Here is a 23,288-nt window from a genome sequence, read left to right as displayed (position 1 = left end):
CTTCCAAACAGATTTATTTCTAAAATTTTAAAGCAAATCAATCAAAGGATCAAAAGTAATTAAACTACCTTTGTCAAAATCTTTTAGCTTAACAATATCTAACATTTTATCAATCAATATGTTATCTTTATCTTTTTGTGTAGATTTGTATTCTTTAAGTTTTTCTAGATTTGTATGTTTAATTTCTTTATTGTCTAAATTGTAAAGTTTATTATCTATCTTTTTTATAGAAACTAATGAAAATTTGAATTCTTCTTTATCATCAGATATTTCATAAACTAATCCAGGTAAGCTTTTAAAAATAAATGGACCATCTGATATTTGGATATTTTTAGTATACCAACCTTTCCATAACGACCCATTATAATTATTTTCAGCAGCAAAAAGATCAAAAGACTCTTCCTTTTTATACTCGTTTTTTAAAGTCCACTTTTTTAAAGCATTTATTTCACTTTGAATCTTAAGTCCTTTTTCATCTGAGATAACCTTAAGAACATCTTCTCTTTTACTAATTATCAAATGTTTATTATCATTTTTTACAGAATCTAATTCAACTGGTTTTTTTCTAATCATATAAAAATCGGAATTATTACCATTAATAACCAATTTGTAATAATATTCCTTTTTTAACTTATAGTTTAATTTATAGATAATTTCTAAATTTTGAGATAAACACAACATAGGAATTAGCATAAAAACTAATTGTAAATTTTTATATATATTCATAATTAAATTTTTTCAAAATTTGGGCAATTGTAAATTACAATTGCCCAAATTTAATTAAGCTATTTTTTTCTTATTAGCTAAATAAATCAAAGGTCCAATTACTGGAAAAAAACAAATAAGCAGATGCCATAATAGTCTATTTTTATCGTTTTGAATTTTTATCAAAACAAATATAAAATTAAAAATAACCAGTAATAAAAATGCAAAAAAAATCATAATTTTATAGTTTTGGAGGTATGTTATTGTTAGCAGCACAATACGCAGCTGCAATTGTATAAATATATGCATTACATTGCGGTGACAAATCACATAAAGAACCTGCGACATCATCCGCTTCTATGCTTTCTTTCATCTTAAGCGCAGTTGCTCTTATACACTTAGCACTTGGAGTAACTACATCATTTGTAGCGGCAAGACTGTTTTCTAAACTAATAATATTTCCATTAATATCATAAAGTTTAATGCCTTCACTATTTACAAATGAAAATGCTACTGAATTATTGCTATCAATTGCAATTAATATCGAAGTAATCTCATCAATTTTATAAGAATAAAGAGTTGTGTTTAATTTTGAAAATTCAATTGTTCTTTTTTTACTATTTTCTAATTGTGAATACTCTATTTTATTAATTTTTAAAAATTTTAAGAATGTATCAGATTTTTCAACTTCCTTGATGTCTTTTGAGTAACACAGACTAAAGATAGTAATAAATAGAAATGATAAAAAGGATTTTTTCATAATTTTGTTTTAAGTTTAATATTTAACATAGTTTTGTTTTCGCGATAACAATATTCCAAATTTATAAATAAATTTAAGAATAATGAATTCAAAAATGACAAAATATTGATCATTTTTGAAAAATCTTCAGCCATTTTTGATATATATTTATAAATATGATTTGTATAATTTTGCATTTTTTTAAATACTTTTGTTTAAAGATAAAATTTCATGAAAATAGGAGATAAGTTAAGAGGTCTAAGAAATGAAAAAGGATTTTCGACAATAGAAATTGCAGAAAAACTAGACATTTCAGAATCTACGTATAGAAGATTTGAAAATGACAAAAGTTTCCCAGATGTTTTTACATTAGATAAAATTGCAAAAATCTATGATAAAAATTTCACAGATTTATTACCCGAAGGTATGACCATTATCAACAATAATAATGGGGAATATTCTAATAATGCTGGCTATATAGTTAACCAGTATCTTTCCGAGAAACTTATTGAACAATATGAAGAGAGAATATCAGAGCTTAAGGATCTAATAAGAAGCTTAAAAGAAGAAAATGCTATGTTAAAAAAATAGCTTTTAGTTTTCTTAATTTTTGTAGCTTTATAAGAAACATTAATCTGAAAATTAATATGTTAGACAATGTTCCCTATTTTTCTTATATAATCAGTGCATTTATAGGTATTGGATTGGCGGCAGCTACAGGCTTCCGGGTATTTCTTCCCATGTTTGTTGTAAGCCTTGCTTCTTATTTTGATTGGATTCCTATGAATGAGCATTTTGAATGGCTTGCAGGCCTTCCTACACTTATTACAACAGGAATAGCCACTATTATTGAGATCCTTGCTTACTATATCCCTTTTGTCGATCATTTGCTGGATACCGTTTCTATTCCTATGGCAACAGTGGCTGGCTCAATATTATTTGCCAGTCAGTTTGCTGAACTTGGCACGTTTCCACAATGGGCACTGGCATTAATTGCCGGTGGAGGTACAGCAGCCACTATCAGCTCCGGATTTGCAGGAATAAGGGCCGCTTCTACTGCGACTACCGGAGGTTTAGGAAATTCCATAGTAGGAACAACCGAGACAGCAGGTGCAGGTATCATGTCTATTCTTGCAATGGCTGCACCGGTAATGGCCGCAATATTTGCCATCATCACGTTAATTGTTGTAATTATATTTGGACGAAAGGCCTGGAAAAAATTAAGAAGTAGTAAAGATAATTCTCAGAGATTATAAAATAAAAAAGGTACTGTTTTCACCAGTACCTTTTTCTTTAATTTTTACTTCTGAAATCCTTGATATCCTGTATTTTGGATTCAAAATATTCTTTCTTTTCAGGACTCTTTCTGATTAATATTTCAAATGCTTTTATTGCCTTTGTATAGAGTTTCTGTTCAAAATAAAGATTGGCCAATGTCTCTGTCATAAGATGCGAGATATCGTCATTCTTTTCTTTTACAACATAGGTACTTTCTTCTTTTAACTGACTGATTCTGGGATTGTTCTCAATAAAGGTTTCAATAGCCTTTTCTTTGATTTCGGTTTTTTCCTTTACGATTTCTTCTGTTCTGCCAATCTTAAGCCAGCTCTGCCATGTATTGATAAAACCCGGAACATTACTGTCTATTGATGATTGAGTAGTATTTTTCATAGTAACCTCCTGTACTTTTTCTACAGGTTCCTGTTTCTTTTCTTCAACCTTAAGGGTAGAAATATCGGTTCCAAAGAAAGAAACATTCATCACGGGAACATCTTCTTTTGGCTTTTCTGTTTCCGTTTTTTCTTCCTGAGCTGATTCAGCCGGGGCAGAATGATCTTCTTCAGCTTCAGAAATTTCTTTCTCTACCGGCTTAATTTCTTCCTGGGCAGCTTCTGCAACAATTTCATTTGTTTCCCCTGATTTTGGTTCTTCAATGGCCACTTCCGGTTCTGCAACAGCCGCTTCTTCTGTTTCCTGAGTTTTAATTTCGGGGGTAGATGCTTTTTCTGCTTTACTGATGAGTGAATCTGGCAAATTGGATTCCACGCTCATTGGCTTCCATGCAGTCTGCACTTCCGGTATTTCCTGTATTTTTTCTTCTGCAGTCTCAGGTTCAGTTTCCTCAGTTACAGGCGGTTGATCTTCAACAACATCTTCCTTTACAGACTCTTCTTTTATTTCTTCAGGCTTATCCTCACTTGTTGACCAGAAATGGAAGCTTTGGGTATCTGCGAAGCTAATCTCATGATCTTCAGAAGCTTCAGGCTCTGTCTTTTCTTCCTGAACAACAGGCTTGGCTTCCTTCATTTTCTTTTCAACTTCCTCAATCAGACGTCTCATTTCCTCCTCGTGCTTATTTACATTCGGTTGGGAAATTTCAGCGGTCTCCGCTATTTCTTCATTATTGGCCTGGATTTTAACGTCCGGCATAAATGATTCTGTTCCATGGAAACTTACTTCCGCATCAGATACTTCTTCAACAGCATGCTCTTCTTCTGAAACAGGCATAGTTTCATAATCCGTTGCTTCTGTATGTATAGGTTCTTCTACTATTTCTGTTTCAATGCTTTCCGCAGGTTGTAATAGGTCAACCTCATGAAAGCTGGTATTTTCTTCTTCTTCAATCTTCTCTTCCTCTTTTTCTGAAGAAATCTGCTCTTCGTGGATGATGGTTTCCGGGGTAAAGCCTTCTCCGGCATTCTCCTCAGTTTCAATCTGTATTGATACGGTTTCCTGCTGAACCGGCTCTTCCATTACAGATTCAGCCTTTTGCGTTACCAGTGTTCCCGATTCCAGGGTAGATTCAAGATCTATTATTTCAGCATTTTCTTCATCCAGGAAGTTTTCTTCTCCTTCAAATAAAATTCTGTTTCGTTCACCATTTACGTAGATTTGCTTAACTTCTTGTGCTGTAGGTAACACACAAATATTTTTCTCCTCCTCTGATGGTTTTTCCAAAGATATTTCCTCTTCTCTCCTGATAGGGAAGGATTGGGTCTTTGGTATCACTTGAGCAGGTTTTTCAATTGTTTTAGAAAGTCTTTTCTCTTCAGCAATCTCAGATTTAACCTCCTGTCTGATCTTTCCATTGATCAGTTGATACAAAATCTTTTTATCAGTAGTATATGCTGCCGTGATAGAAAGCTCTTTCTGATAGTTTTCTTTTTCGTACAGATGTACCCCATAAAGGTGAAGTGCCCTGATATTCTGAATATAAGGAAAAGTGTGAATCTCTTCTTTCAAAAGACCGAGGTCTTCTAACTGAATATTTTTCGGATTTTTTATTAATTCTAAAACTCTTGGATTCATCTTACCAGTTCGCTACAATGTCGTTAAATATCTTATTAATAATTCTATCTGTTACCAGTTTTACCTGCTGGTCTTCGATCTGACTTAGGGATACATCACTGTTGAAAGCCGCTTCATCAGAATATGTTCTGTCAAAACTTGCATCCGGATGAATTTTATTTTCATAATGTACCTTTACTGTAATCGTAAGCTTATTCTGTGCCTGCTGAATCACCCCACCCGAAGGATTTGTCTGGGTATTGGAGCTAATTGTAGTAGGCGTAATGGAATAGTCAGTAATTTCTCCCTCTATGAGAATATCAGGATTTTCTTTGGTTCCTTTTAAAGTGGTTCTCTGAAGGAATCTGTTTTGTATTGCTGTAGAAAACTGTTGTGATAATGCAGGGTTTACAAGCGGTGCATTATTGGGAAATTCATTGATCTGAACTGTTTTCTCGTCTGTAAGAGACGATCCTGTAAAGCTGTAACATGAGTTTAAAACTCCCAGCAATGCAAAAAGCATCACTGTTAAAAATGACTGTTTCAGGCTGATACTGTTAATTTTAAAATTCATTTTTAGATCCGATTTCAATAATTTCATCATATTCAATTTGTTGAATAGCATCTTCATAAGCACAATAATTTGCTGTGTATAAGAATGGTAAGGTAAGAAAAATTCCTATCCCGCAAGCAATAATACCAATCTGGGACAAAATACCCACTACCAATGAGAAAAGAAAAATTGACAATAGATTTCCTTTGCTCATTATTTTTGAAATAGTCCAGGCTTCTTTTACTTCTCTTATTCCTTTGAGACTGATGAGTGGTATGATATAAAAGCCCTTCAATACAAAGTAATATATAGCCGCAATTAATAAAAACATATAAGGAAATACAAAAAGCATTACCATTGGATTGGGTTCATCACTACCGGAAATTGCACCCGATATCCCCAGCACAGCAAATAAAGGAATGTAAAGCAGTAAAACACCACCGAAAACAATTAACTGCAACATGAAATAAGGCATGAAGTCTTTAAAATCAAAGATGTCTCCGGGACTTGCCGGCTGGTTTCTGTTCAGCCTTTGAAGATATTTGTATAAATTGCCCATCGCCAATAAGCCGCAGAACGGAATAATGGACATGATAAAGCACACTAAAAATGCTACAAAAATATTCCCGAAATCTTTCTTTAAAAGTTCGACCCCTTTGTTAATATATTCTCCGAGCTTAAAATTGACCGGTTTAGGTTTTAAATTGACTTTCATTATTTATGTTGTGTTAATCTTCCAGGTTATATTGTTTTATTTTTCTGTATAAAGTTCTTTGTGAGATTCCCAGCTCGTCTGCTGCTCTGTTTCTACGCCCCTTATGCTTTTCCAAGGCCTTGATAATCAAATCCTTTTCATTATTCTGAAGAGAAAGGGATTCCGGTCTGTTTTCTTCGATTTCGATATCTTCAATATCTTCATAGCTGTCATCAGGGTTCGAAATAATTGTAGGAGTCTGAACGGCAGGCGTATCATTATTATTTTCAAAATATAACACTGATCCGGAATTCACCTGCGGCTGACTATCAGAAGTATAAATTCTGTTGATCAGATTTTTCTCATGGTTGCTCAGATCTGCTGTTCCTCTGTTCTTGATAAGTTCCGAAGTTAAGGATTTTAAATCATTAATATCATTCCTCATATCAAACAGAATTTTATACATGATTTCCCTTTCGCTTCCGAAATCACTCTGTTTAGGTGTGCTTTGAGTATTTACTACCATTGGAAGATGGGTTTCCATCGGAATATACTCGGCAAGTTTCTCAGCGGTGATATTTCTGTTTCTTTCCACAACGGTCATCTGCTCTACTAAATTTCTTAGCTGGCGGACGTTTCCGGGGAAAGAATAACTTTCTATGTAATGAACAGCACTCTGCTCCAGTTCCAGTTCCGGCATCCTGTACTTTTCAGCGAAATCTATAGCAAACTTCCTGAATAACAAATGAATATCTCCTTTTCTTTCTCTCAAAGGCGGCATATCAATCTGAACAGTATTCAAACGGTAAAATAAATCCTCACGGAATCTTCCATCATGGATGGCTTTCATCATATTAACGTTGGTAGCTGCCACAATTCTCACATTGGTTTTCTGCACCTGTGAAGAACCTACTTTCATAAATTCACCGCTTTCCAGCACTCTTAAAAGACGTACCTGAGTCTGCAGAGGAAGTTCTCCTACCTCATCCAAAAAGATGGTTCCGCCGTCTGCCACTTCAAAATACCCTTTTCTTGTAGCGGTAGCTCCGGTAAAGGCTCCTTTTTCGTGCCCGAATAATTCAGAGTCTATGGTTCCTTCCGGAATTGCTCCGCAGTTTACTACGATATAAGGCTGATGTTTTCTTCTGGATTCTGAATGAATGATTTTAGGAATAAATTCTTTTCCCACCCCACTTTCTCCAATTACAAGTACAGAGATATCTGTGGGTGCAACCTGGATAGATTTTTCCAGGGCACGGTTGAGTGCAGGAAAGTTTCCGATAATTCCGAAACGGTTTTTTATGTTTTGTAGCTCGTTCATTTTTTAGATTTTTAAATTTAACTTTTTACAGCTCTTCAATCTGAGCTCTGTAAACTTTATTGAAATGATGAGTATAGCCATCTTTCATGGTTTTACCCTCGTCATAGCTTTTTAAAGCTAACTTTTTTAAATCTAAATAATCCTTATTCCTGATTTTTGAAACTTTACTTTTATAATATATATTTTCAGCAAAATCGTTTTGCCTGCTTTGCTTTTCGAAATTCTCTAGTGCTTTGTCGTATTTTCCTAGCTCAAAATAAGTAACTCCAAGCTGATAATAATCAAAAAATCCAATGTTGTGGTCTTTTGCAGAAATTTGCTGCTCAATAATTCTTATGGCTTTTTCCTTCTGCCCCAAGGCAGAATAGCAAATTGCTTTTGCAATGTGAAGTTCATAATCACCGTTAGCAGAATATCCTAAATATCCTGTAGGATAGATTTTTTCCAACGCTTCGATGTCTGCAATAGCTCCTTTGTAATCCCGAAGAAACTGATATTTGCACCAACCTCTGTACCCTAAATGTTTTTGGGGCTCTAGTTCTACAGCTTTGTCGATAAGTTGTTTCCAGGTTTCGAAATCTCCTCTTTTCAAATACGGAACAGCCTTTTCCATATACGCATTTGAAAAGGTAGGACAAAGCTCAATTGCTTGGTCTAATTTTTCCTGAGATTCTCTGAATCCCTGAAATTCTCCCCAATAATTAAATATTTCACAGGCTTTTTTACAGTTTTCCCCTTCTACAGCAGTACAATTGACCTGAGCAGAAAGATGGCTGCTGTAAAGTATTACCAATAAAACACTAAGGTAGTATTTCTGAAACTTTTCCATCTACTATTTTATAGTTAATATATTGATAATAATCTATTTTTTTTCCTTCTATTTCTTTAGGAATCCATGCGTCCAAAGACTTTGTAAAACTAAGAAGTTTATCTTTCAACTGATTGTCCTGATTTACTTCATGATATTCAGAATCAATTTGTTTTACTCTAAACAAACCCGTCTTTCCTTCACAATTTACTAAAAATCTTACAACTATATATCCATTGAATTTTCCATCTGCTGTCAGATCAGTTTTAGCAAGTTTTTCAATAATCGCAAGCTTTTCACCCTTATACTGAAATCCTTTAGAATCATTATAATATTGATAAGCATATTTATTTTCAGGAATACATCTTTTAAAATCCGGATCATCAGTTCTTTTGTCAAAAAGGATATCTCCCACCTGAGCAGGATACTTTGAAACAGACGCTTTTTCTGTTTGGCAGTTACTCAGGAGAGGCAATAAAAATAAAAGAAACAAAAGATTTTTCATCCGATTTTTTTTACTTCACTGTTCTCCCTAAAAGTGTGCCTTGCGTATTGTCGTATACAAAAACGTTCACAATGTCACCTATTTTCTGTCCTTCCAGTTGATCGAAGACACATACGGCATTCTGAGAGTTTCTTCCTTTCCACTGGTTTTTGTTCTTCTTGGAAATTCCTTCAATCAGAATCTGGTGCTCTCTTCCTACGTAAGATTTCATTCTTTGTTTTGAAAGCTCTCCCTGAAGGGCAATAACCTCAGCAAGACGTCTCTGCTTCACATCAGCCGGAATATTGTCTTCCATTTTCTTGTGAGCCGGAGTTCCCGGTCTTTCCGAGTAGGCAAACATATAACCGTAGTCATATTCTACTTCTCTCATCAGGCTTAAGGTATCCTGATGGTCTTCTTCTGTTTCATTACAGAATCCTACAATCATATCCTGAGAGAATGCTACTTCCGGAACAATTTCCTTCGCTTTTCTGATCAGATCAAGATATTCTTCGCGGGTATGCTGCCTGTTCATTGCTTCAAGCATATTATTGCTTCCGCTTTGTACAGGAAGGTGTACATATTTACAGATGTTGTCATGTTTTGCCATCATTCTGAATACATCCAGGCTCATATCCTGAGGGTTAGAAGTAGAGAATCTGATTCTCAGTTCCGGAACGGCTTTAGCCACCATATCAAGTAATTGAGCAAAGTTTACAGCTGTTGCTTTCTGCATTTCAGAAGCTTTGGCAAAATCTTTCTTTGGACCGCCTCCATACCAAAGGTAAGAGTCTACGTTTTGTCCTAAAAGGGTAATTTCTTTATATCCGTTATTGGCAAGATCTCTACATTCTTCAATAATAGAGTGTGGATCACGGCTTCTTTCTCTTCCTCTTGTAAAAGGGACCACACAGAATGTACACATGTTATCACAACCTCTGGTAATGGTAACAAATGCGGTAACCCCGTTTCCTCCTAAACGAACAGGATTGATATCTGCATAAGTCTCTTCTTTGGAAAGAATTACGTTGATAGCATCTCTTCCGTCATCAGTTTCTTTTAAAAGATTTGGCAAGTCTCTATAGGCATCCGGACCTACAACAAGGTCTACCAATTGCTCTTCTTCTAAGAATTTGGTTTTCAATCTTTCCGCCATACATCCCAGAACGCCTACCGTCATATTCGGTTTTTCTTTTTTCAGATTTTTGAATTGAGAAAGACGCATTCTTACCGTCTGTTCGGCTTTTTCACGGATGGAACATGTATTTAAAAGAACCAGGTCAGCTTCTTCAACTTTCATCGTTGTATTATAGCCCTGTTCATTGAGAATGGATGCAACAATTTCAGAGTCAGAGAAGTTCATCTGACAGCCATAACTTTCTAAAAACAGTTTTTTAGAGTTCTCCGGTCTTTCTGCAATAGCAAAAGCTTCGCCCTGTTTTGTTTCGTCTATATATTTTTCCTGCACGATAATCGATTTAAGGTCCGCAATATTAAATTACGAACGAATAAGTTTGCAAAGATACAAAATATTGTGACAGAATGTCAGCGCTATTATTTTAACAAAATCATAAATTGAAAAAGTGTTGGAATTCTCTCATTGAACCTCCCTTTACTTTAATTTTGAAAAAGAAAACTAATAAATCCTAATCGATATCCACAGCCATTGAAGAGAAGTTAATTTTAACTTTAATCTGTGAGGCTACTGGCTTCCCGTTACAAGACGCCGGAGTCCAGTTTTTCTTTATTCTTCTTACGACATACTGCATATCATCAAAAAACACTTCGCTGTTGGTCACCTTAGGCATTCCTTTCACATCAACTACTTTTCCTTTTTCATCAAGCACTAAGGTAAATGCAAAATCTCCCGTCAAAGCATAGAAATCAGAATTCAGATAGGCATACATATATTTATTCAGTATACCTTTATAGGCTGCAACACCTCCTTCATAGGCTGCGGGTTTAAAATCATTACATTTTACAGCCACCTGCATAAAAGGTTCTTTGATATCTATTTTCAGAACATTTTTATTGCTCTCCCTGATAAAAGAATCATCACGTTCTTCCTGATCCTGTGCAAAGGAAAAATTCACCACACACAAAGCCAAAAATAAAAGTATTGTTCTCATAATTTTGTTTCCTATATAATAAGCAAAGGTAAATATTTAGCTTCTTTATAAAAAAGAAAAACTTCAGACAAAGTATGAAGTTTTAAAGTTTATATATTGTGAATGAGTGGCCAATTTTGAAATCATTGCTCTTTACATCTTACAGCAGACCTTTAATATGTTTATAATTGCTTTTTACCGTTTCAAAAACCTCATCCATTTTACCACCAAGCATCAATTGAGCCATAGATTTGGACATTCCCATGATCTGATCAAATTCAATCTTAGGAGGAAGAGCCAGTGCATTGGGATTGGTGAAAATATTCAGCAGATAAGGTCCATCGTGATCCAGACATTCTTTGATAGCACTTTCCACTTCTTCGGGGAGGTGAATATTTTTCCCGGGATAGCCCATTGCGTGTGCTACCATGGCAAAATCAGGATTAATCATATCTGTTTCATTGTCTGGCATTCCGCCAACTTCCATTTCCAGCTTTACCATTCCAAGGGTTCTGTTGTTGAATACAATCAGTTTCACAGGAAGTTTATACTGAAAGATAGTAGTCATATCTCCTAACAGCATAGATAATCCTCCGTCTCCACATAGAGCAATCACCTGTTTTTCAGGATGAGCCAAAGCAGCTCCGATAGCCATTGGCATTGCATTCGCCATAGATCCGTGGTTAAATGATCCCAGCATTTTTCTTTCGCCTGTTCCTGTAATAAATCTAGCTCCCCAAACACAGCACATTCCTGTATCTACGGTAAAGATAGCGTCATTTTCAGCAAGTTTATCTAAAGTGTGGGCTACATATTCCGGCTGAATAGCATTCTCTTTTCCAAAATCCTTTACATATTCCAGCTGGTTTTCTTTTACTTTATCATAAAACGCCAGCTGTTCATTCAGAAAATGAACATCCGTTTTTTCTTCTAGTAAAGGAAGCAGCACTTTAATGGTTTCTTTGATGTCTCCGGAAAGCCCCAGCTCCAGTTTTGCCCTTCTTCCTAATCTTTCAGGACTTTCATCAATCTGTACTATTTTATTCTTTACAGGCATGAATTTCTGATAAGGAAAATCTGTTCCTAAAAGAATGACAAGATCGGCTTCATGCATGGCGTGATAGGCAGAAGGAAATCCCAGTAATCCTGTAAGTCCTACCTCATTGGGATTATTGGGCTGAATAGCCATTTTCCCACGGAATGAATATCCTACAGGTGCCTTTAAGAGCTTTGACAAAGCGACCACCTCATCACGGGCTTCAGCAGCGCCTATCCCGCAGTATAGGGTTATTTTTTTGCTTTTATTCACCAGTTCCGACAAGCTTTTCAGCTCATCATCGGATGGTCTTATAACAGGATTCGTTTTAAAGATTTGGGTGGAAGTAGAGCCTTCTTCAGCATCCAGCTCAGAAACATCTCCCGGCAGACCTATTACCGCAACTCCTTTTTTGGATATAGCATGCTGAATAGCAGTTTGCACGGTTCTCTGTACCTGTTCAGGTCTTGTAATCATTTGATTATAATAGCTGCAGTCATCAAACAGCTTTATCGTATTGGTTTCCTGAAAGTAATCCATTCCCATTTCATCACTTGGGATTGTAGAAGCAATCACCAGCATAGGAACATGAGAGCGATGAGCTTCATATACTCCATTGATCAAATGAACGTGTCCGGGGCCGCAGCTTCCGGCACAAACTGCCAAACCATCAAGCTCAGCTTCTGCAGCGGCAGCATAAGCTCCTACTTCTTCGTGTCTTACATGAATCCATTGGATACTGCTTTTTTTGACGGCAATATTCAGATGATTAAGACTGTCGCCGGTTACTGCATAAATTCTTTTCACATTGGCATTTTCGAGCATTTCAACAATTTGCTCTGCTATGTTTTTAGCCATAATTAGTCTGTTTTGGTGTTGTTTTTTATGAAAAATGAGAATTGTAATGAATGTAAATCCCTACTTCTATCAAATTTAGCTAATAAAGTTGAGACTCCATCCCTAATTCAATGTTAAATACTTTTAAATTAATTTTATTTTTTTTCTATTGAAACCTCACAGATTTTGAAAACCCGTGAGGTTTCGTTCTCATGTAAAACAAAAAAAAACAGCCGCCCAAAAAGGCCGCTGTTTATATAATATGCTTCGGATTTTACATCACTATTTCAATCTGATTTCTCAAAAGGTCTTCAAACTCGTCTCTTTTACGGATCAAATGAGCTTTTCCGTCTAAGAATAATACTTCAGCAGGCTTTAATCTTGAATTGAAGTTGGAACTCATCTCGAAACCGTAAGCTCCTGCGTTATGGAAGGCAAGAATATCTCCTTCTCTTACTTCATTCAGTTTTCTGTCCCATGCAAATGTATCTGTTTCGCAGATGTTTCCTACTACCGTATAAATCCTTTCTGCTCCTTTTGGATTGGACAGGTTTTCAATCATATGGTAAGAATCGTAGAACATAGGGCGGATCAGGTGATTAAATCCGGAATTCACTCCAACAAAAACAGTTGCTGTCGTCTGCTTGATCACATTGGCTTTCACTAGTAAATATCCGCTTTTTCCCACTAGGAATTTTCCAGGCTCAAACCATAATTCGAATTTTTTTCCTGTAGATTTTGAAAATTCAGAAATTACTTTTTCCACTTTTTTTCCTAATGTTTTCACATCAGTTTCTTCTTCACTATCCTGGTAAGGGATTTTGAATCCGCTTCCCATATCCAGATATTTCAGATTCGGGAAATGCTCAGAAAGCTCCAGCATGATCTCCAAAGCCTGAAGGAATACATCCGGATCTTTAATTTCACTTCCTGTATGCATGTGAAGCCCTTCAACATTAAGGTTGGTACTTTTCATCACTCTTTCAATGTGACGAACCTGGTGAATGGAAATCCCGAATTTACTATCGATATGCCCTGTTGAAATCTTATAGTTACCGCCGGCAAAAATATGCGGGTTGATTCTTACTAAAATCGGATAAGTATTTCCGTACTTATTCCCGAATTGCTCAAGAATAGAAATGTTATCAATGTTAATATGAACTCCGAAAGTCATTGCTTCTTCTATTTCGGCAAGGTCAACACAGTTGGGGGTAAATAATATCTTTTCTTTCGAAAAACCTGCCTTTAAGCCCAGCTTAACTTCGTTAATAGATACACAATCCAAAGAGGCACCCAGATTCTTTACATACTTAAGAATATTGATATTCGTTAAAGCCTTCGCTGCGTAGAAGAACTTAGTATGTTTTAAAAATGAAGAAGTCAGTTTTTCGTATTGAATTTTGATGGATTCAGCATCATAAACATACACTGGTGTACCAAACTCATTGGCAATCTTTAATAATTCTTTTGAATTCATAATTTCATTTTAACATAAAAAAAGGCAGATTCTTATAAAAAAGAGCCTGCCACATTGATTATTTTTTATGCAAGACAACTCTTTTAAATATTCCAAACCTTAGAGAACTTCACAGCTCCCTTTTTTCCAGTTTTATTTTGTTTAAAATTTTGCATTGCTTCTATTTATTTTTTGCAAAAATACTATTTATTTTCTATTTCAAGAAACTTGATTTGAATGCATCCTATTCAGAATATAATCTGTAAAGTGTAGACACTCTATTACTTCGGTAGTGGCAATGTTTCAAAATCCCCACGAAGCAGTGCCAGCTGCAATTCGTTATTCAAATCTGTGGAAGATAGCGAAAGATCAATTTTCAACTTAGCCAGTTTACTCAGCGTCTGAATCTGCGTAAACAGTTCATAGAAACCAAAGGAAATCACTTTCCCGTTTTCTATGATTAAAAATAACTTTTCTCCTAATTTCCTTCCTGGTCCCAGCCAAAGCTCATTTCTTTTTCTGAATTCAATTTTCTGTTTCAATACAGAAAAATCTTTAAACTCTTCCTGAGAACCTATGAACTGAACAGCTTTTGTTCCCTGAGTAAATGATCTGAATTTCAAGACCGGCTTCTCAGTTTTATTGAGTGTATTTTTCTCAACCAGATATTTTTTGTTTCTGAAATACAGCCCAAAAGGCAAAACCTCTTTCTTTTTAATATTCTTGGAATTCAGAATCAGCTTGGCAATAATGTCTGTTCCGGTAAGTTCAAAATTAATCTGCTCAACATCTTTCTGAATCTGTTCCCATTTTTTTGATTTGGAATTGAAAACCTTTTTGGAAAACTTATTGATATCCTGAACATAATCAGAGAACATGATACGCCCGGCTTCATCCTGAAAGTACACAAATCCTTTATCATTAGGAAGGTCCTGGGTAAGTTCTTTGATCTTATTGATATACGTTTTTGCATTAGACTCATCGTGCTGTTTCTGAATGATCTCATTTTCGGTATCTTTTGAAATCAGAAGTTTGAAAAGTTCTAATGTAGCTCTCGCATCACCCTCTGCCCTGTGATGGTTAGTCAAAGGAATACCCAATGATTTCACCAGTTTTCCCAACGAATAACTTACCTCATCAGGAATCAGCTTTTTTGCTAATGGAATTGTATCTAAAGTATTGATTTTAAAATCATAACCAAGCCTTTTGAATGACTGGCGAAGCATCCTGTAATCAAAATCAATATTATGGCCTACCAAGGTCGTATTTTGAGTAATTTCGATCACTCTTTTGGCAATTTCATGAAATTTCGGAGCAGTTTTGACCATTTTTGGGGTAATACTGGTCAGCTTTTGTACAAAAGGGGTAATATCACCTTCAGGGTTTACCAGAGATATAAACTGGTCTGTGATTTTCTGACCGTCATATCTGTAGATGGCGATATCTATAATGCATTCATTTCTATAACCTGCACCATTACTTTCTATATCTATAATTGAATACATTGAATGTGTGTTAACTGCTGTTTTGTCATTTATATGTAAAACCGATCTTATTCCCCAATAAAATCCGGTTCTATTTTTACTGTTATGTAAAGATAACCTGCTAAAATAACAAAAAATATGTCAAAATACAGCAAGTTAGCTTTCAAAATTATCTTCTTCTGCCTCCCAGACCGAACATGCCGAGAATGGCTTTTGCTCCTTCTCTCATTAATGTGGAGGTAAAAGTACGGCCTGCTTTACTCTGTAATACCTGCTCAAACATACCAGGTTCTTCCTTCACCGGCCTTGTCTTTTGTGTAGGTGCCGGGTTTTGCGCAGCCTGTTCCATTCTGCTGGTAAGCATTTCGTATGCAGATTCTCTATCTAATGCCTGCTCATATTTTGCTACAAGTGCTGATTTTGAAGTCAGATCAGAGATTTCCGTTTCGCTCAGAACATCCATTCTCGATTCCGGAGAGATGAGGTAAGTATGTACTAATGGTGTTGGTATGCCTTTCTCATCCAAAGCCGTCACAAATGCTTCTCCAATTCCCAGATTCTGGATCAGGCTGGAAGCATCGTAATATTCTGTGGTAGGATAATTTTCAACCGCTTTGGTAATTTCTTTTTTATCTTTTGCCGTAAAGCCTCTCAGCGCATGCTGTATCTTCAGTCCTAACTGAGAAAGTACATTTTCAGGAACATCCCCAGGAATCTGAGTAATAAAATAAATTCCTACTCCTTTGGAACGGATTAATTTTACCATTGTTTCGATCTGTGAAAGAAGGGCTTTGGAAGCTTCATTGAAAATCAGATGAGCCTCGTCTATAAACAGGACTAGTTTTGGTTTCCCACTGTCTCCTTCTTCCGGAAAAGTCATATAAATTTCAGCAAAAAGTGAAAGCATAAACGTCGAAAAAAGCTGTGGCTTATTCTGAATATCTGCTACTCTAAGAATATTCACTACTCCTTTTCCATCCCTTGTTTCTAATAAATCATGAACATCAAAGCTTAATTCTCCGAAAAACCCTGCCGCTCCCTGCTGCTCCAGAGCAACAATAGATCTTAAAATAGCACCGAGAGATGCTGATGCAATGGATCCGTAATTGGCTGCCAGTTCTGCTTTTCCCTGTGCATTATCCGTTACATATTGCAGCACTTTTTTCAGATCGTTAAGATCGATCAAGGGAAGTCCTTTATCATCACAGTATTTGAAGACAATAGACATTATGCTTTGCTGCGTATCATTCAATTCAAGGATTTTGCTTAATAAAACTGGTCCGAATTCTGTAACAGTAGCTCTTAATTTCACTCCTTTTCCTCCGGAAATGCTCATTAATTCTACAGGAAAGCCTTGAGGATTATAAGGAAGCTGGGTCTTGGCATATCTTTCCTCAATGATAGGATTTATTTGCCCCGCTTCTGCAATTCCGGAGAAGTCTCCTTTAATATCCAGAACCAGCGATGGAATTCCTGCATGAGAAAGCTGTTCTGCAAAGACCTGTAATGTTTTTGTCTTACCGGTTCCGGTAGCTCCGGCGATAAGACCGTGGCGGTTAATTGTTTTCAGTGGAATGGTTACATTTACTTCTGTGACCACTTCACCATCCAACATTCCTTTTCCTAATATTATATGTTCTCCTTTCGGAGTGTATCTAGCGTTGAGTTCTTCAACAAATTGTGTTTTGTCTGCCATTTGATCGCTTTTTTAACTTATAAATATAAAATTTTTTGTAAAATATGTAAAGATATTTTCTGAAGAACTTCTTTCTATTCCTTTTGATAATAAATTTGTCCTTAGATCATCAAATTTTAAACCACGATTACTGTTTTTTAATATCAGGAAGATCATAAGAACTTAACATGATATAAAACAGCATTTGCCATTATCTGTATGTAAGGCATTCTTTTTGCTCAAAAAAAAACAAAACACACTAAACATGCGTTTAACAAAGTATTGAAAGAAACTATCAATGGGATTTAACATTTCATTTAGAATCTATCTAATACTTCGTATCTTTAACTCATTAAAAAAAGACTCCAATGAAAATTGAACAAATATATACGGGCTGTCTGGCTCAGGGTGCCTATTATATTGTATCAGAGAATGAAGCAATAATCATTGATCCTTTAAGAGAAGTAAAACCTTACCTGGATCGTATCGAAAAAGACAATGTCACTTTAAAATATATTTTTGAAACTCACTTCCATGCGGATTTCGTATCAGGACATTTGGACTTAAGCAAGAAGACAGGTGCTCCCATTGTATACGGACCTACTGCTGCTCCGGAATTTGATGCCATTATCGCTGAAGACAATCAGATTTTTGAGATCGGGAAAGTGAAGATAAAGGTAATGCACACTCCGGGACACACCATGGAAAGCAGCACTTACCTTTTAATAGACGAAAATGGTGTTGAAACTGCTATTTTTACAGGTGACACACTGTTTCTTGGAGATGTGGGAAGACCGGATCTTGCACAGAAGGCAACCAACCTTACCCAGGAAGATCTTGCCGGGATTCTGTATGACAGTCTTCAGAGTAAAATCATGCCATTGGATGACAGCATTACTGTTTATCCGGCTCACGGAGCTGGATCTGCGTGTGGAAAAAACATGCAGAAGGAAACCGTTGATATTCTGGGAAACCAGAAGAAGACCAATTACGCTCTTAATCAACCGGATAAAGAATCTTTCATCAGAGAAGTTCTTGATGGTTTAACAGCTCCACCAAAATATTTCGGAATGAATGTTGCGTTAAACAAAGGCGGCTATGAAAGCCTTGATGTTGTAATGAACAAAGGCTTACAGCCCATTGCACCGGAAGACTTTGAAGCACTGGCAGAAGAATCAGGGGCATTAATTTTAGATACAAGAGGACCAGCGGACTTCCACAAAGGATTTGTTCCCAACTCTATCAATATAGGATTGAAAGGAGATTTCGCACCATGGGTAGGAACTCTTATCGTAGATGTAAAGCACCCTTTATTATTAGTTACTGATGAGGGCACCGAAGAGGAAGTTATCACCCGGCTAAGCAGAGTAGGCTTTGACAATGTGATTGGATACCTGAAGGGAAGTTTTGAGGCATGGAAAAACGCTGGAAAGGAGACGGATGAGATCAAAAGAATAACTCCGGCTGAATTTGCGGAGCAATTTACAGAAGAAGCTACCATAATTGATGTAAGAAAACTGACTGAATATTCTGCAGAGCATATTGACAATGCTTATAACAAGCCACTGGACACTATCAGTGACTGGGCACATACCATTGATGATTCTGATCATTTCTTCCTTCACTGTGCCGGCGGATACAGAAGCATGATTGCAGCAAGCATCCTTAACTCACACGGAATCAGGAATTTCACTGAAATAGAAGGTGGTTTTAACGGAATCAAAAAAACGGAAAAGCTCCCAACTACAGATTTTGTATGCCAATCTAAGACCCTGTAAGATCATGAAAATTCAGTTTTCCGGATTACTTTTAGCATTAGCTTTTATGCTAAGCAGCTGTAAGACATCACCTGCGACAGCAATCCCTGCAACCAGCATTAAAGAATTAGTCAACAGTTCTGATGTAACACTGGTAGATGTCAGGATTCCGGAGCAGTACGCAGCAGGAACAGCGAAAAATGCCATTAACATTCCATTGGCAGAGATTCAAAACAACATAGAAACTCTAAAAGGTAAAAAAGTTGTTGTGTTTTGCAATAAAGGAATTCAGGCAGATCAGGTGATGGAAATTCTGAAGAAAAATGGTGTGGAAGCTTATGATGGTACAACCTGGAAAAATGTAAAGGCAATCCAGGACGAAACAAACAAAAAAGCAAACTAATAAACCCCAAATTATGTCACAAAAATTTCAGGAAATCATTGATTCCGAAAGACCTGTTCTGATAGATTTTTTCGCAACATGGTGCCAGCCTTGTAAAGTACAGTCTTCGGTATTAAATACGGTAAAGGAAAATATAGGCGAAGGAGCCAGGATTATAAAGGTAGATGTAGATCAATATCCCGCACTGGCAGCTCAATATGGAGTGCGTGGAGTACCTACACTGGCAATTTTCAAAAAAGGAGAAATGCTATGGAAGGAAAGTGGTGTTCATGATGTGAATACCCTTACACAACTTTTACAACAATATGCTTAAAACTGTGATTTTTCACAGTTTTTTTGTTTTTAAAAGTCCCACAAATCGCACGGATTTTCAGAGATGTTTATACTTATTTTCTTTATATAGAAATTAAAAATCTGTGAAGATCTGCGAAATCTGTGGGAAAATCCTAAAATTTAATAGAAAAAGAATCTCTATCATTCAGAAACTGGAAATGGTTTCTGAAATCTTTCAGTTCCTCCATATTCAATTCTGCGGTTACGAGATTACCTTGCTTTTGAGAAATTTCTTTTCCGTCAGCAAAGAAACAGTGAGAACTTTCCTGATAAAAAAGATTATTCCCATCTGTCCCGATTCTGTTTAAACCAAATACAAAAGATAAATTTTCAATAGCTCTGGCTTTCAACAGATGCTCCCATGCTCCCACCCTTTTCTCAGGCCAGTTGGCAACATATAAAACAGCATCATAGTCATCATTATTTCTTGCAAAAACAGGAAAACGCAGATCATAGCAGACCTGAAGCAGGAATCTTATCCCTTGATATTCAACTATCACCCTTTCTTTCCCGGGTGTATACACTTTATCTTCTCCTGAAAAGGAAAACAAGTGTCTTTTATCGTAGAAAGCTGTTTCACCATCCGGCCTTATAAAGAACATTCTGTTGTAGAACTTACCGTTTTGTTCTACCGGCGCACTCCCGCAGAATGCTGCATTTTTCTCTTTTGAGATCTTTTTCAAAAATTCCAGTGATTCATTATTCCTGTCCGATACTTCGGAAGCATCCATACAGAAACCTGTTGAAAACATTTCAGGGAGAAGAAACAGATCTGCCTCTACATTTTGCAGTTCGTTTTCTATGAGTTTAAAATTCTCAGTTTTATTTTTCCAGATGATATCTAAATTTAGCCCTACAACTTTCATCTTTTTTCTTTTTTAAATTATTCCAAATGTGATGTATAAAAATACAGCTTTTATCTTTACAAAAGGAGAATTAAATAGCTCAAAGGCTAGTTTCTCCCCCGAAAAAAGAGCCATACTTCTTAATAATTTATTAAAGTCTCCCATTTTTATAATACAGATATTCTTTCGGTTTCATTTTTGATAGAGATATTTTTTATAATTATCCTTAAAATTAGAAATTTATGAAGAAATTGTTTTTTATGGTGACGATCTTCTTTTTTGGTGCCATGGCTAATGCTCAGGCCTGGACAGGAAAAGGGGATCAGAAAATACAGCTGGGTCTGAGTGCGTGGGGATACGGAACCGGAATAACGGGAACTTATGACTATGGACTTAATCAACTTATTTCAGTAGGGGCCGGAATTAACGGCTACTTTGATAATTACAAAAATAACGATAAGGATAATCGTGTTTTTGTTTTCGGAAGACTGAATTTTCACTTACAGGATGCTTTAAATTTGCCCGCTAAATGGGATATTTATCCAGGAGTAGACCTTGGAGTGCTTGGGAAAGACTTTGGAGTAGGAGCTCACATAGGAGCCCGTTATTTCTTTACGGAGAAAATAGGAGTATTTGCAGAGGTAGGTAATAATGGCAGCCTTGGGGTTTCTTTCAATTTATAATCAGATCGTCTTTAAATATGACAAAGCTTCCTGTTTCGGGGAGCTTTTTTATTTGGCATAGTTTTGATAATTGTTACCTTTGCAAATTAAAATCTAAAATTTATTAATGGAAATAGCAATCAAACTTTTTCAGTTCATTCTGAGCATCTCTATACTTGTGCTTCTTCATGAGCTTGGGCATTTTTTACCGGCAATATGGTTCAAGACCAGAGCAGAGAAATTTTTCCTGTTTTTTGATCCTTACTTCTCCATATTCTCTATGAAGAAAATCAACGGAAAATGGCAGTATAAATTTCTATCCAAGAACCTGCCGGATTCTGAAGTAATAGAGGTGAACGGAAAGAAGGAAGAAGTTCCTATCGATATATCAAAACTTCCGGACAACGACTGGAGAAAGCATCCTGAACAAACCAAATATGGTATCGGATGGCTTCCTTTCGGAGGATATGTGAAGATTGCAGGAATGGTAGATGAAAGTATGGATACTGCCCAAATGAAAAAACCGGCAGAATCATGGGAATTCAGATCCAAACCTGCCTGGCAGAGACTTATCATTATGTTGGGAGGAGTTACGGTTAACTTTTTCCTGGCGTGGCTCATCTACAGCTGTTTATCTTTTTTCAACGGAGAAACATATACGGATATCACAAAATTCAACAACGGTATTGAAGCTACTTCTGCAGGAAAGAAAATGGGATTCCAGAATGGTGACAAAATCATCAGTGTAGACGGAAAACCAGCGGAAAGACTTGAAAACACTTCTATCAATATTCTTTTAGGAGATCTTGTTACCGTAAACAGAAACGGACAGGAAGTTACTTTCCCGGTGAATGCAGACGGTGTTGCAGATGTTCTTAAGCAGAGAGAAGCAAAACTATATATCACTCCAAGAGTTTCTATGGTTATTGATTCATTAGCAACTCCTTCTTCTCAGGCTTCAGGTCTTGCGAAAGGAGATAAAATTGTAGGAATCAATGGTAAAAAAGCAGCATTCTTTGATGAAGTAAGTACTCTTTTAAGCGAAAATAAAGGGAAAACAGTTTCTGTTGACGTCGAAAGAAACGGAACTTTACAGACATTACCGGCAGTTTCTGTTGATAAAAACGGAAAACTAGGGATCGCAATTGATACAAAAAGCATTGCGAAAGATATTGTAACGAATAAAAAATATTCTTTCGGGGAAGCTATCCCTAGAGGATTTACAAGAACGATTGAAGCATTAACCACTCAGGTTAAGCAGTTCAAAATCATGTTCAACTCTAAAGTTCAGGGGTATAAGAACGTTGGAGGGCCTATTGCCATTGTAAAGAATATGCCTGTAGATAAAGATGCTGACGGAAGCTTTAAAATCAACTGGGTTGCTTTCTGGAGCTTTACAGCAATGTTCTCCGTATGGCTGGCATTCCTGAACCTGATCCCTATTCCTGGGCTTGATGGTGGACACGTTTTATTTACTTTATATGAAATTATTGTAGGAAAACCAGTTCCGCAAAAGGTTCTAGAAAACGCACAGATGATTGGAGTTATCTTCCTGTTAGGATTGATGTTACTGATCTTCGGAAGCGACATCTTCAAGGTATTTACAGGGAAATTATAATTTTTTTGAAAATTTTCTTAAAAATATTTGTAGGGTATAAATATTCGTCCTATATTTGCACCACTTAAAACAAAGGACATTCCTCCTTAGCTCAGTTGGTTAGAGCATCTGACTGTTAATCAGAGGGTCGCTGGTTCGAGCCCAGCAGGAGGAGCAAAAAGACTTACAGAAATGTAAGTCTTTTTTTGTGTCTTACTATGAACTATTTCATGGCAAGGACTCCAAATCTGAGAAATAAGGATCAAGCGCAAAAGTTGGGGGCTCGGCAAAAAGTTTAGTCAACCTGAATAGGAAGAAAGTTCTGTCTTTTACACCTCTGAGCTGCATTCTGAAGTTTTTTATTTTGGCATTGAAGGATTCAGCAGCAGCATTGGTGCTTCTTTGATAAAAATAGTTTAAAATATCCCTGTAATGATTCATTATTGTTTTTCTTAAGGTAGAAAAAGATTTAAAATCTGCTTCTTCCACCTCTTTGAACCAAT

At 36.2% G+C, this 23,288-nt stretch carries 24 protein-coding genes and 1 tRNA gene; 8 read left to right on the top strand and 17 right to left on the bottom strand.

What is annotated here, in order from left to right; translation table 11 throughout:
* Nucleotides 1–27: 27 nt before the first annotated feature.
* Genes BW946_RS06225 through BW946_RS06215 form a run of 3 tightly spaced genes read right to left on the bottom strand, consistent with a single transcriptional unit; the run spans nucleotide 28 to nucleotide 1,465 of the window.
* Nucleotides 28–726, bottom strand: a complete 699-nt coding sequence (locus BW946_RS06225; protein WP_076595341.1) for a GLPGLI family protein — start codon at nucleotides 724–726, stop codon at nucleotides 28–30.
* A 54-nt stretch (nucleotides 727–780) separates the two neighbouring features.
* Nucleotides 781–942, bottom strand: coding sequence for a PLDc N-terminal domain-containing protein (locus tag BW946_RS06220; protein ID WP_076595340.1), 162 nt, complete (start codon nucleotides 940–942; stop codon nucleotides 781–783).
* A gap of 4 nt (nucleotides 943–946) precedes the next feature.
* Entirely contained in the window at nucleotides 947–1,465 is a 519-nt protein-coding gene (locus BW946_RS06215) for a hypothetical protein (protein WP_076595339.1), read from the bottom strand.
* A gap of 210 nt (nucleotides 1,466–1,675) precedes the next feature.
* Between BW946_RS06215 and BW946_RS06210 the strand changes: the two genes are divergently transcribed.
* On the top strand, nucleotides 1,676–2,035 hold the full coding sequence (locus BW946_RS06210) for a helix-turn-helix domain-containing protein (RefSeq protein ID WP_076595338.1): 360 nt from the start codon (nucleotides 1,676–1,678) through the stop codon (nucleotides 2,033–2,035).
* A gap of 56 nt (nucleotides 2,036–2,091) precedes the next feature.
* Nucleotides 2,092–2,700: a DUF4126 domain-containing protein gene (locus tag BW946_RS06205; protein ID WP_076595337.1), complete on the top strand. Its 609-nt coding sequence runs from the start codon at nucleotides 2,092–2,094 to the stop codon at nucleotides 2,698–2,700.
* 37 nt (nucleotides 2,701–2,737) lie between these two features.
* On the opposite strand, the gene BW946_RS06200 is transcribed toward BW946_RS06205, so the two are convergent.
* The 12 genes from BW946_RS06200 to BW946_RS06145 form a co-directional block, all read right to left on the bottom strand.
* Nucleotides 2,738–4,753, bottom strand: a complete 2,016-nt coding sequence (locus tag BW946_RS06200; RefSeq protein WP_076595336.1) for a prolipoprotein diacylglyceryl transferase — start codon at nucleotides 4,751–4,753, stop codon at nucleotides 2,738–2,740.
* A gap of 1 nt (nucleotide 4,754) precedes the next feature.
* Entirely contained in the window at nucleotides 4,755–5,306 is a 552-nt protein-coding gene (locus tag BW946_RS06195; protein WP_076595518.1) for an LptE family protein, read from the bottom strand.
* Entirely contained in the window at nucleotides 5,296–6,000 is a 705-nt protein-coding gene (locus BW946_RS06190) for a hypothetical protein (RefSeq protein WP_076595335.1), read from the bottom strand. The genes BW946_RS06195 and BW946_RS06190 overlap by 11 nt, the downstream gene beginning before the upstream one ends.
* Before the next feature lie 13 nt (nucleotides 6,001–6,013).
* Nucleotides 6,014–7,300 carry a sigma-54 interaction domain-containing protein gene (locus BW946_RS06185; RefSeq protein WP_076595334.1) on the bottom strand — a complete coding sequence of 429 codons (1,287 nt, stop codon included), beginning with the start codon at nucleotides 7,298–7,300 and terminating at the stop codon, nucleotides 6,014–6,016.
* A gap of 25 nt (nucleotides 7,301–7,325) precedes the next feature.
* On the bottom strand, nucleotides 7,326–8,129 hold the full coding sequence (locus BW946_RS06180) for a tetratricopeptide repeat protein (protein WP_076595333.1): 804 nt from the start codon (nucleotides 8,127–8,129) through the stop codon (nucleotides 7,326–7,328).
* A complete protein-coding gene (locus tag BW946_RS06175; protein WP_076595332.1) occupies nucleotides 8,101–8,613 on the bottom strand; it encodes a hypothetical protein in 513 nt (170 codons plus the stop codon). Before BW946_RS06175 ends, BW946_RS06180 begins: the two co-directional genes overlap by 29 nt.
* Nucleotides 8,614–8,623: 10 nt before the next feature.
* Nucleotides 8,624–10,060 (bottom strand): tRNA (N6-isopentenyl adenosine(37)-C2)-methylthiotransferase MiaB, encoded by a 1,437-nt coding sequence (gene miaB / locus BW946_RS06170; RefSeq protein ID WP_076595331.1) that lies wholly within the window; start codon nucleotides 10,058–10,060, stop codon nucleotides 8,624–8,626.
* Nucleotides 10,061–10,238: 178 nt separating this feature from the next.
* On the bottom strand, nucleotides 10,239–10,721 hold the full coding sequence (locus BW946_RS06165; RefSeq protein WP_076595330.1) for an energy transducer TonB: 483 nt from the start codon (nucleotides 10,719–10,721) through the stop codon (nucleotides 10,239–10,241).
* 139 nt (nucleotides 10,722–10,860) lie between these two features.
* Nucleotides 10,861–12,594: a thiamine pyrophosphate-dependent enzyme gene (locus BW946_RS06160; protein WP_076595329.1), complete on the bottom strand. Its 1,734-nt coding sequence runs from the start codon at nucleotides 12,592–12,594 to the stop codon at nucleotides 10,861–10,863.
* 253 nt (nucleotides 12,595–12,847) lie between these two features.
* Nucleotides 12,848–14,050 (bottom strand): diaminopimelate decarboxylase, encoded by a 1,203-nt coding sequence (lysA, locus tag BW946_RS06155; RefSeq protein ID WP_170872057.1) that lies wholly within the window; start codon nucleotides 14,048–14,050, stop codon nucleotides 12,848–12,850.
* Between the two features lie 260 nt (nucleotides 14,051–14,310).
* On the bottom strand, nucleotides 14,311–15,534 hold the full coding sequence (locus tag BW946_RS06150) for a 3'-5' exonuclease (protein WP_076595327.1): 1,224 nt from the start codon (nucleotides 15,532–15,534) through the stop codon (nucleotides 14,311–14,313).
* 148 nt (nucleotides 15,535–15,682) lie between these two features.
* Complete coding sequence (locus BW946_RS06145; RefSeq protein WP_076595326.1) at nucleotides 15,683–17,209, bottom strand: helicase HerA-like domain-containing protein; 1,527 nt, start codon at nucleotides 17,207–17,209, stop codon at nucleotides 15,683–15,685.
* Nucleotides 17,210–17,556: 347 nt separating this feature from the next.
* Here BW946_RS06145 and BW946_RS06140 point away from each other — a divergent pair, with 347 nt between their 5' ends.
* From BW946_RS06140 to BW946_RS06130, 3 genes are read left to right on the top strand one after another with little or no spacing between them, the layout of a single operon-like run.
* A complete protein-coding gene (locus BW946_RS06140; RefSeq protein WP_076595325.1) occupies nucleotides 17,557–18,966 on the top strand; it encodes an MBL fold metallo-hydrolase in 1,410 nt (469 codons plus the stop codon).
* Between the two features lie 4 nt (nucleotides 18,967–18,970).
* On the top strand, nucleotides 18,971–19,348 hold the full coding sequence (locus tag BW946_RS06135) for a rhodanese-like domain-containing protein (protein WP_076595324.1): 378 nt from the start codon (nucleotides 18,971–18,973) through the stop codon (nucleotides 19,346–19,348).
* Between the two features lie 13 nt (nucleotides 19,349–19,361).
* Nucleotides 19,362–19,661 (top strand): thioredoxin family protein, encoded by a 300-nt coding sequence (locus BW946_RS06130; RefSeq protein ID WP_076595323.1) that lies wholly within the window; start codon nucleotides 19,362–19,364, stop codon nucleotides 19,659–19,661.
* Between the two features lie 133 nt (nucleotides 19,662–19,794).
* On the opposite strand, the gene BW946_RS06125 is transcribed toward BW946_RS06130, so the two are convergent.
* On the bottom strand, nucleotides 19,795–20,547 hold the full coding sequence (locus tag BW946_RS06125; RefSeq protein ID WP_076595322.1) for a nitrilase family protein: 753 nt from the start codon (nucleotides 20,545–20,547) through the stop codon (nucleotides 19,795–19,797).
* A gap of 221 nt (nucleotides 20,548–20,768) precedes the next feature.
* Here BW946_RS06125 and BW946_RS06120 point away from each other — a divergent pair, with 221 nt between their 5' ends.
* From BW946_RS06120 to BW946_RS06110, 3 genes are all read left to right on the top strand, one after another.
* Nucleotides 20,769–21,209, top strand: coding sequence for a DUF6646 family protein (locus BW946_RS06120; RefSeq protein ID WP_076595321.1), 441 nt, complete (start codon nucleotides 20,769–20,771; stop codon nucleotides 21,207–21,209).
* A 106-nt stretch (nucleotides 21,210–21,315) separates the two neighbouring features.
* The gene (gene rseP / locus BW946_RS06115; RefSeq protein WP_076595320.1) at nucleotides 21,316–22,806 is read left to right on the top strand and encodes an RIP metalloprotease RseP; all 1,491 of its coding nucleotides are present in this window, start codon (nucleotides 21,316–21,318) and stop codon (nucleotides 22,804–22,806) included.
* A gap of 80 nt (nucleotides 22,807–22,886) precedes the next feature.
* A tRNA-Asn gene (locus BW946_RS06110) sits at nucleotides 22,887–22,960 on the top strand.
* A gap of 53 nt (nucleotides 22,961–23,013) precedes the next feature.
* Here BW946_RS06110 and BW946_RS06105 read toward each other — a convergent pair.
* On the bottom strand, nucleotides 23,014–23,288 hold a 275-nt coding region (locus BW946_RS06105), incomplete at its 5' end, for a transposase (RefSeq protein ID WP_139325972.1).

The organism is Chryseobacterium sp. RU33C (genome assembly GCF_900156015.1).
GTDB lineage: Bacteria > Bacteroidota > Bacteroidia > Flavobacteriales > Weeksellaceae > Chryseobacterium > Chryseobacterium candidae.
The sequence above is the reverse complement of the archived record's forward strand: the minus strand, read 5'-3'. Positions and strand labels throughout refer to the sequence as shown.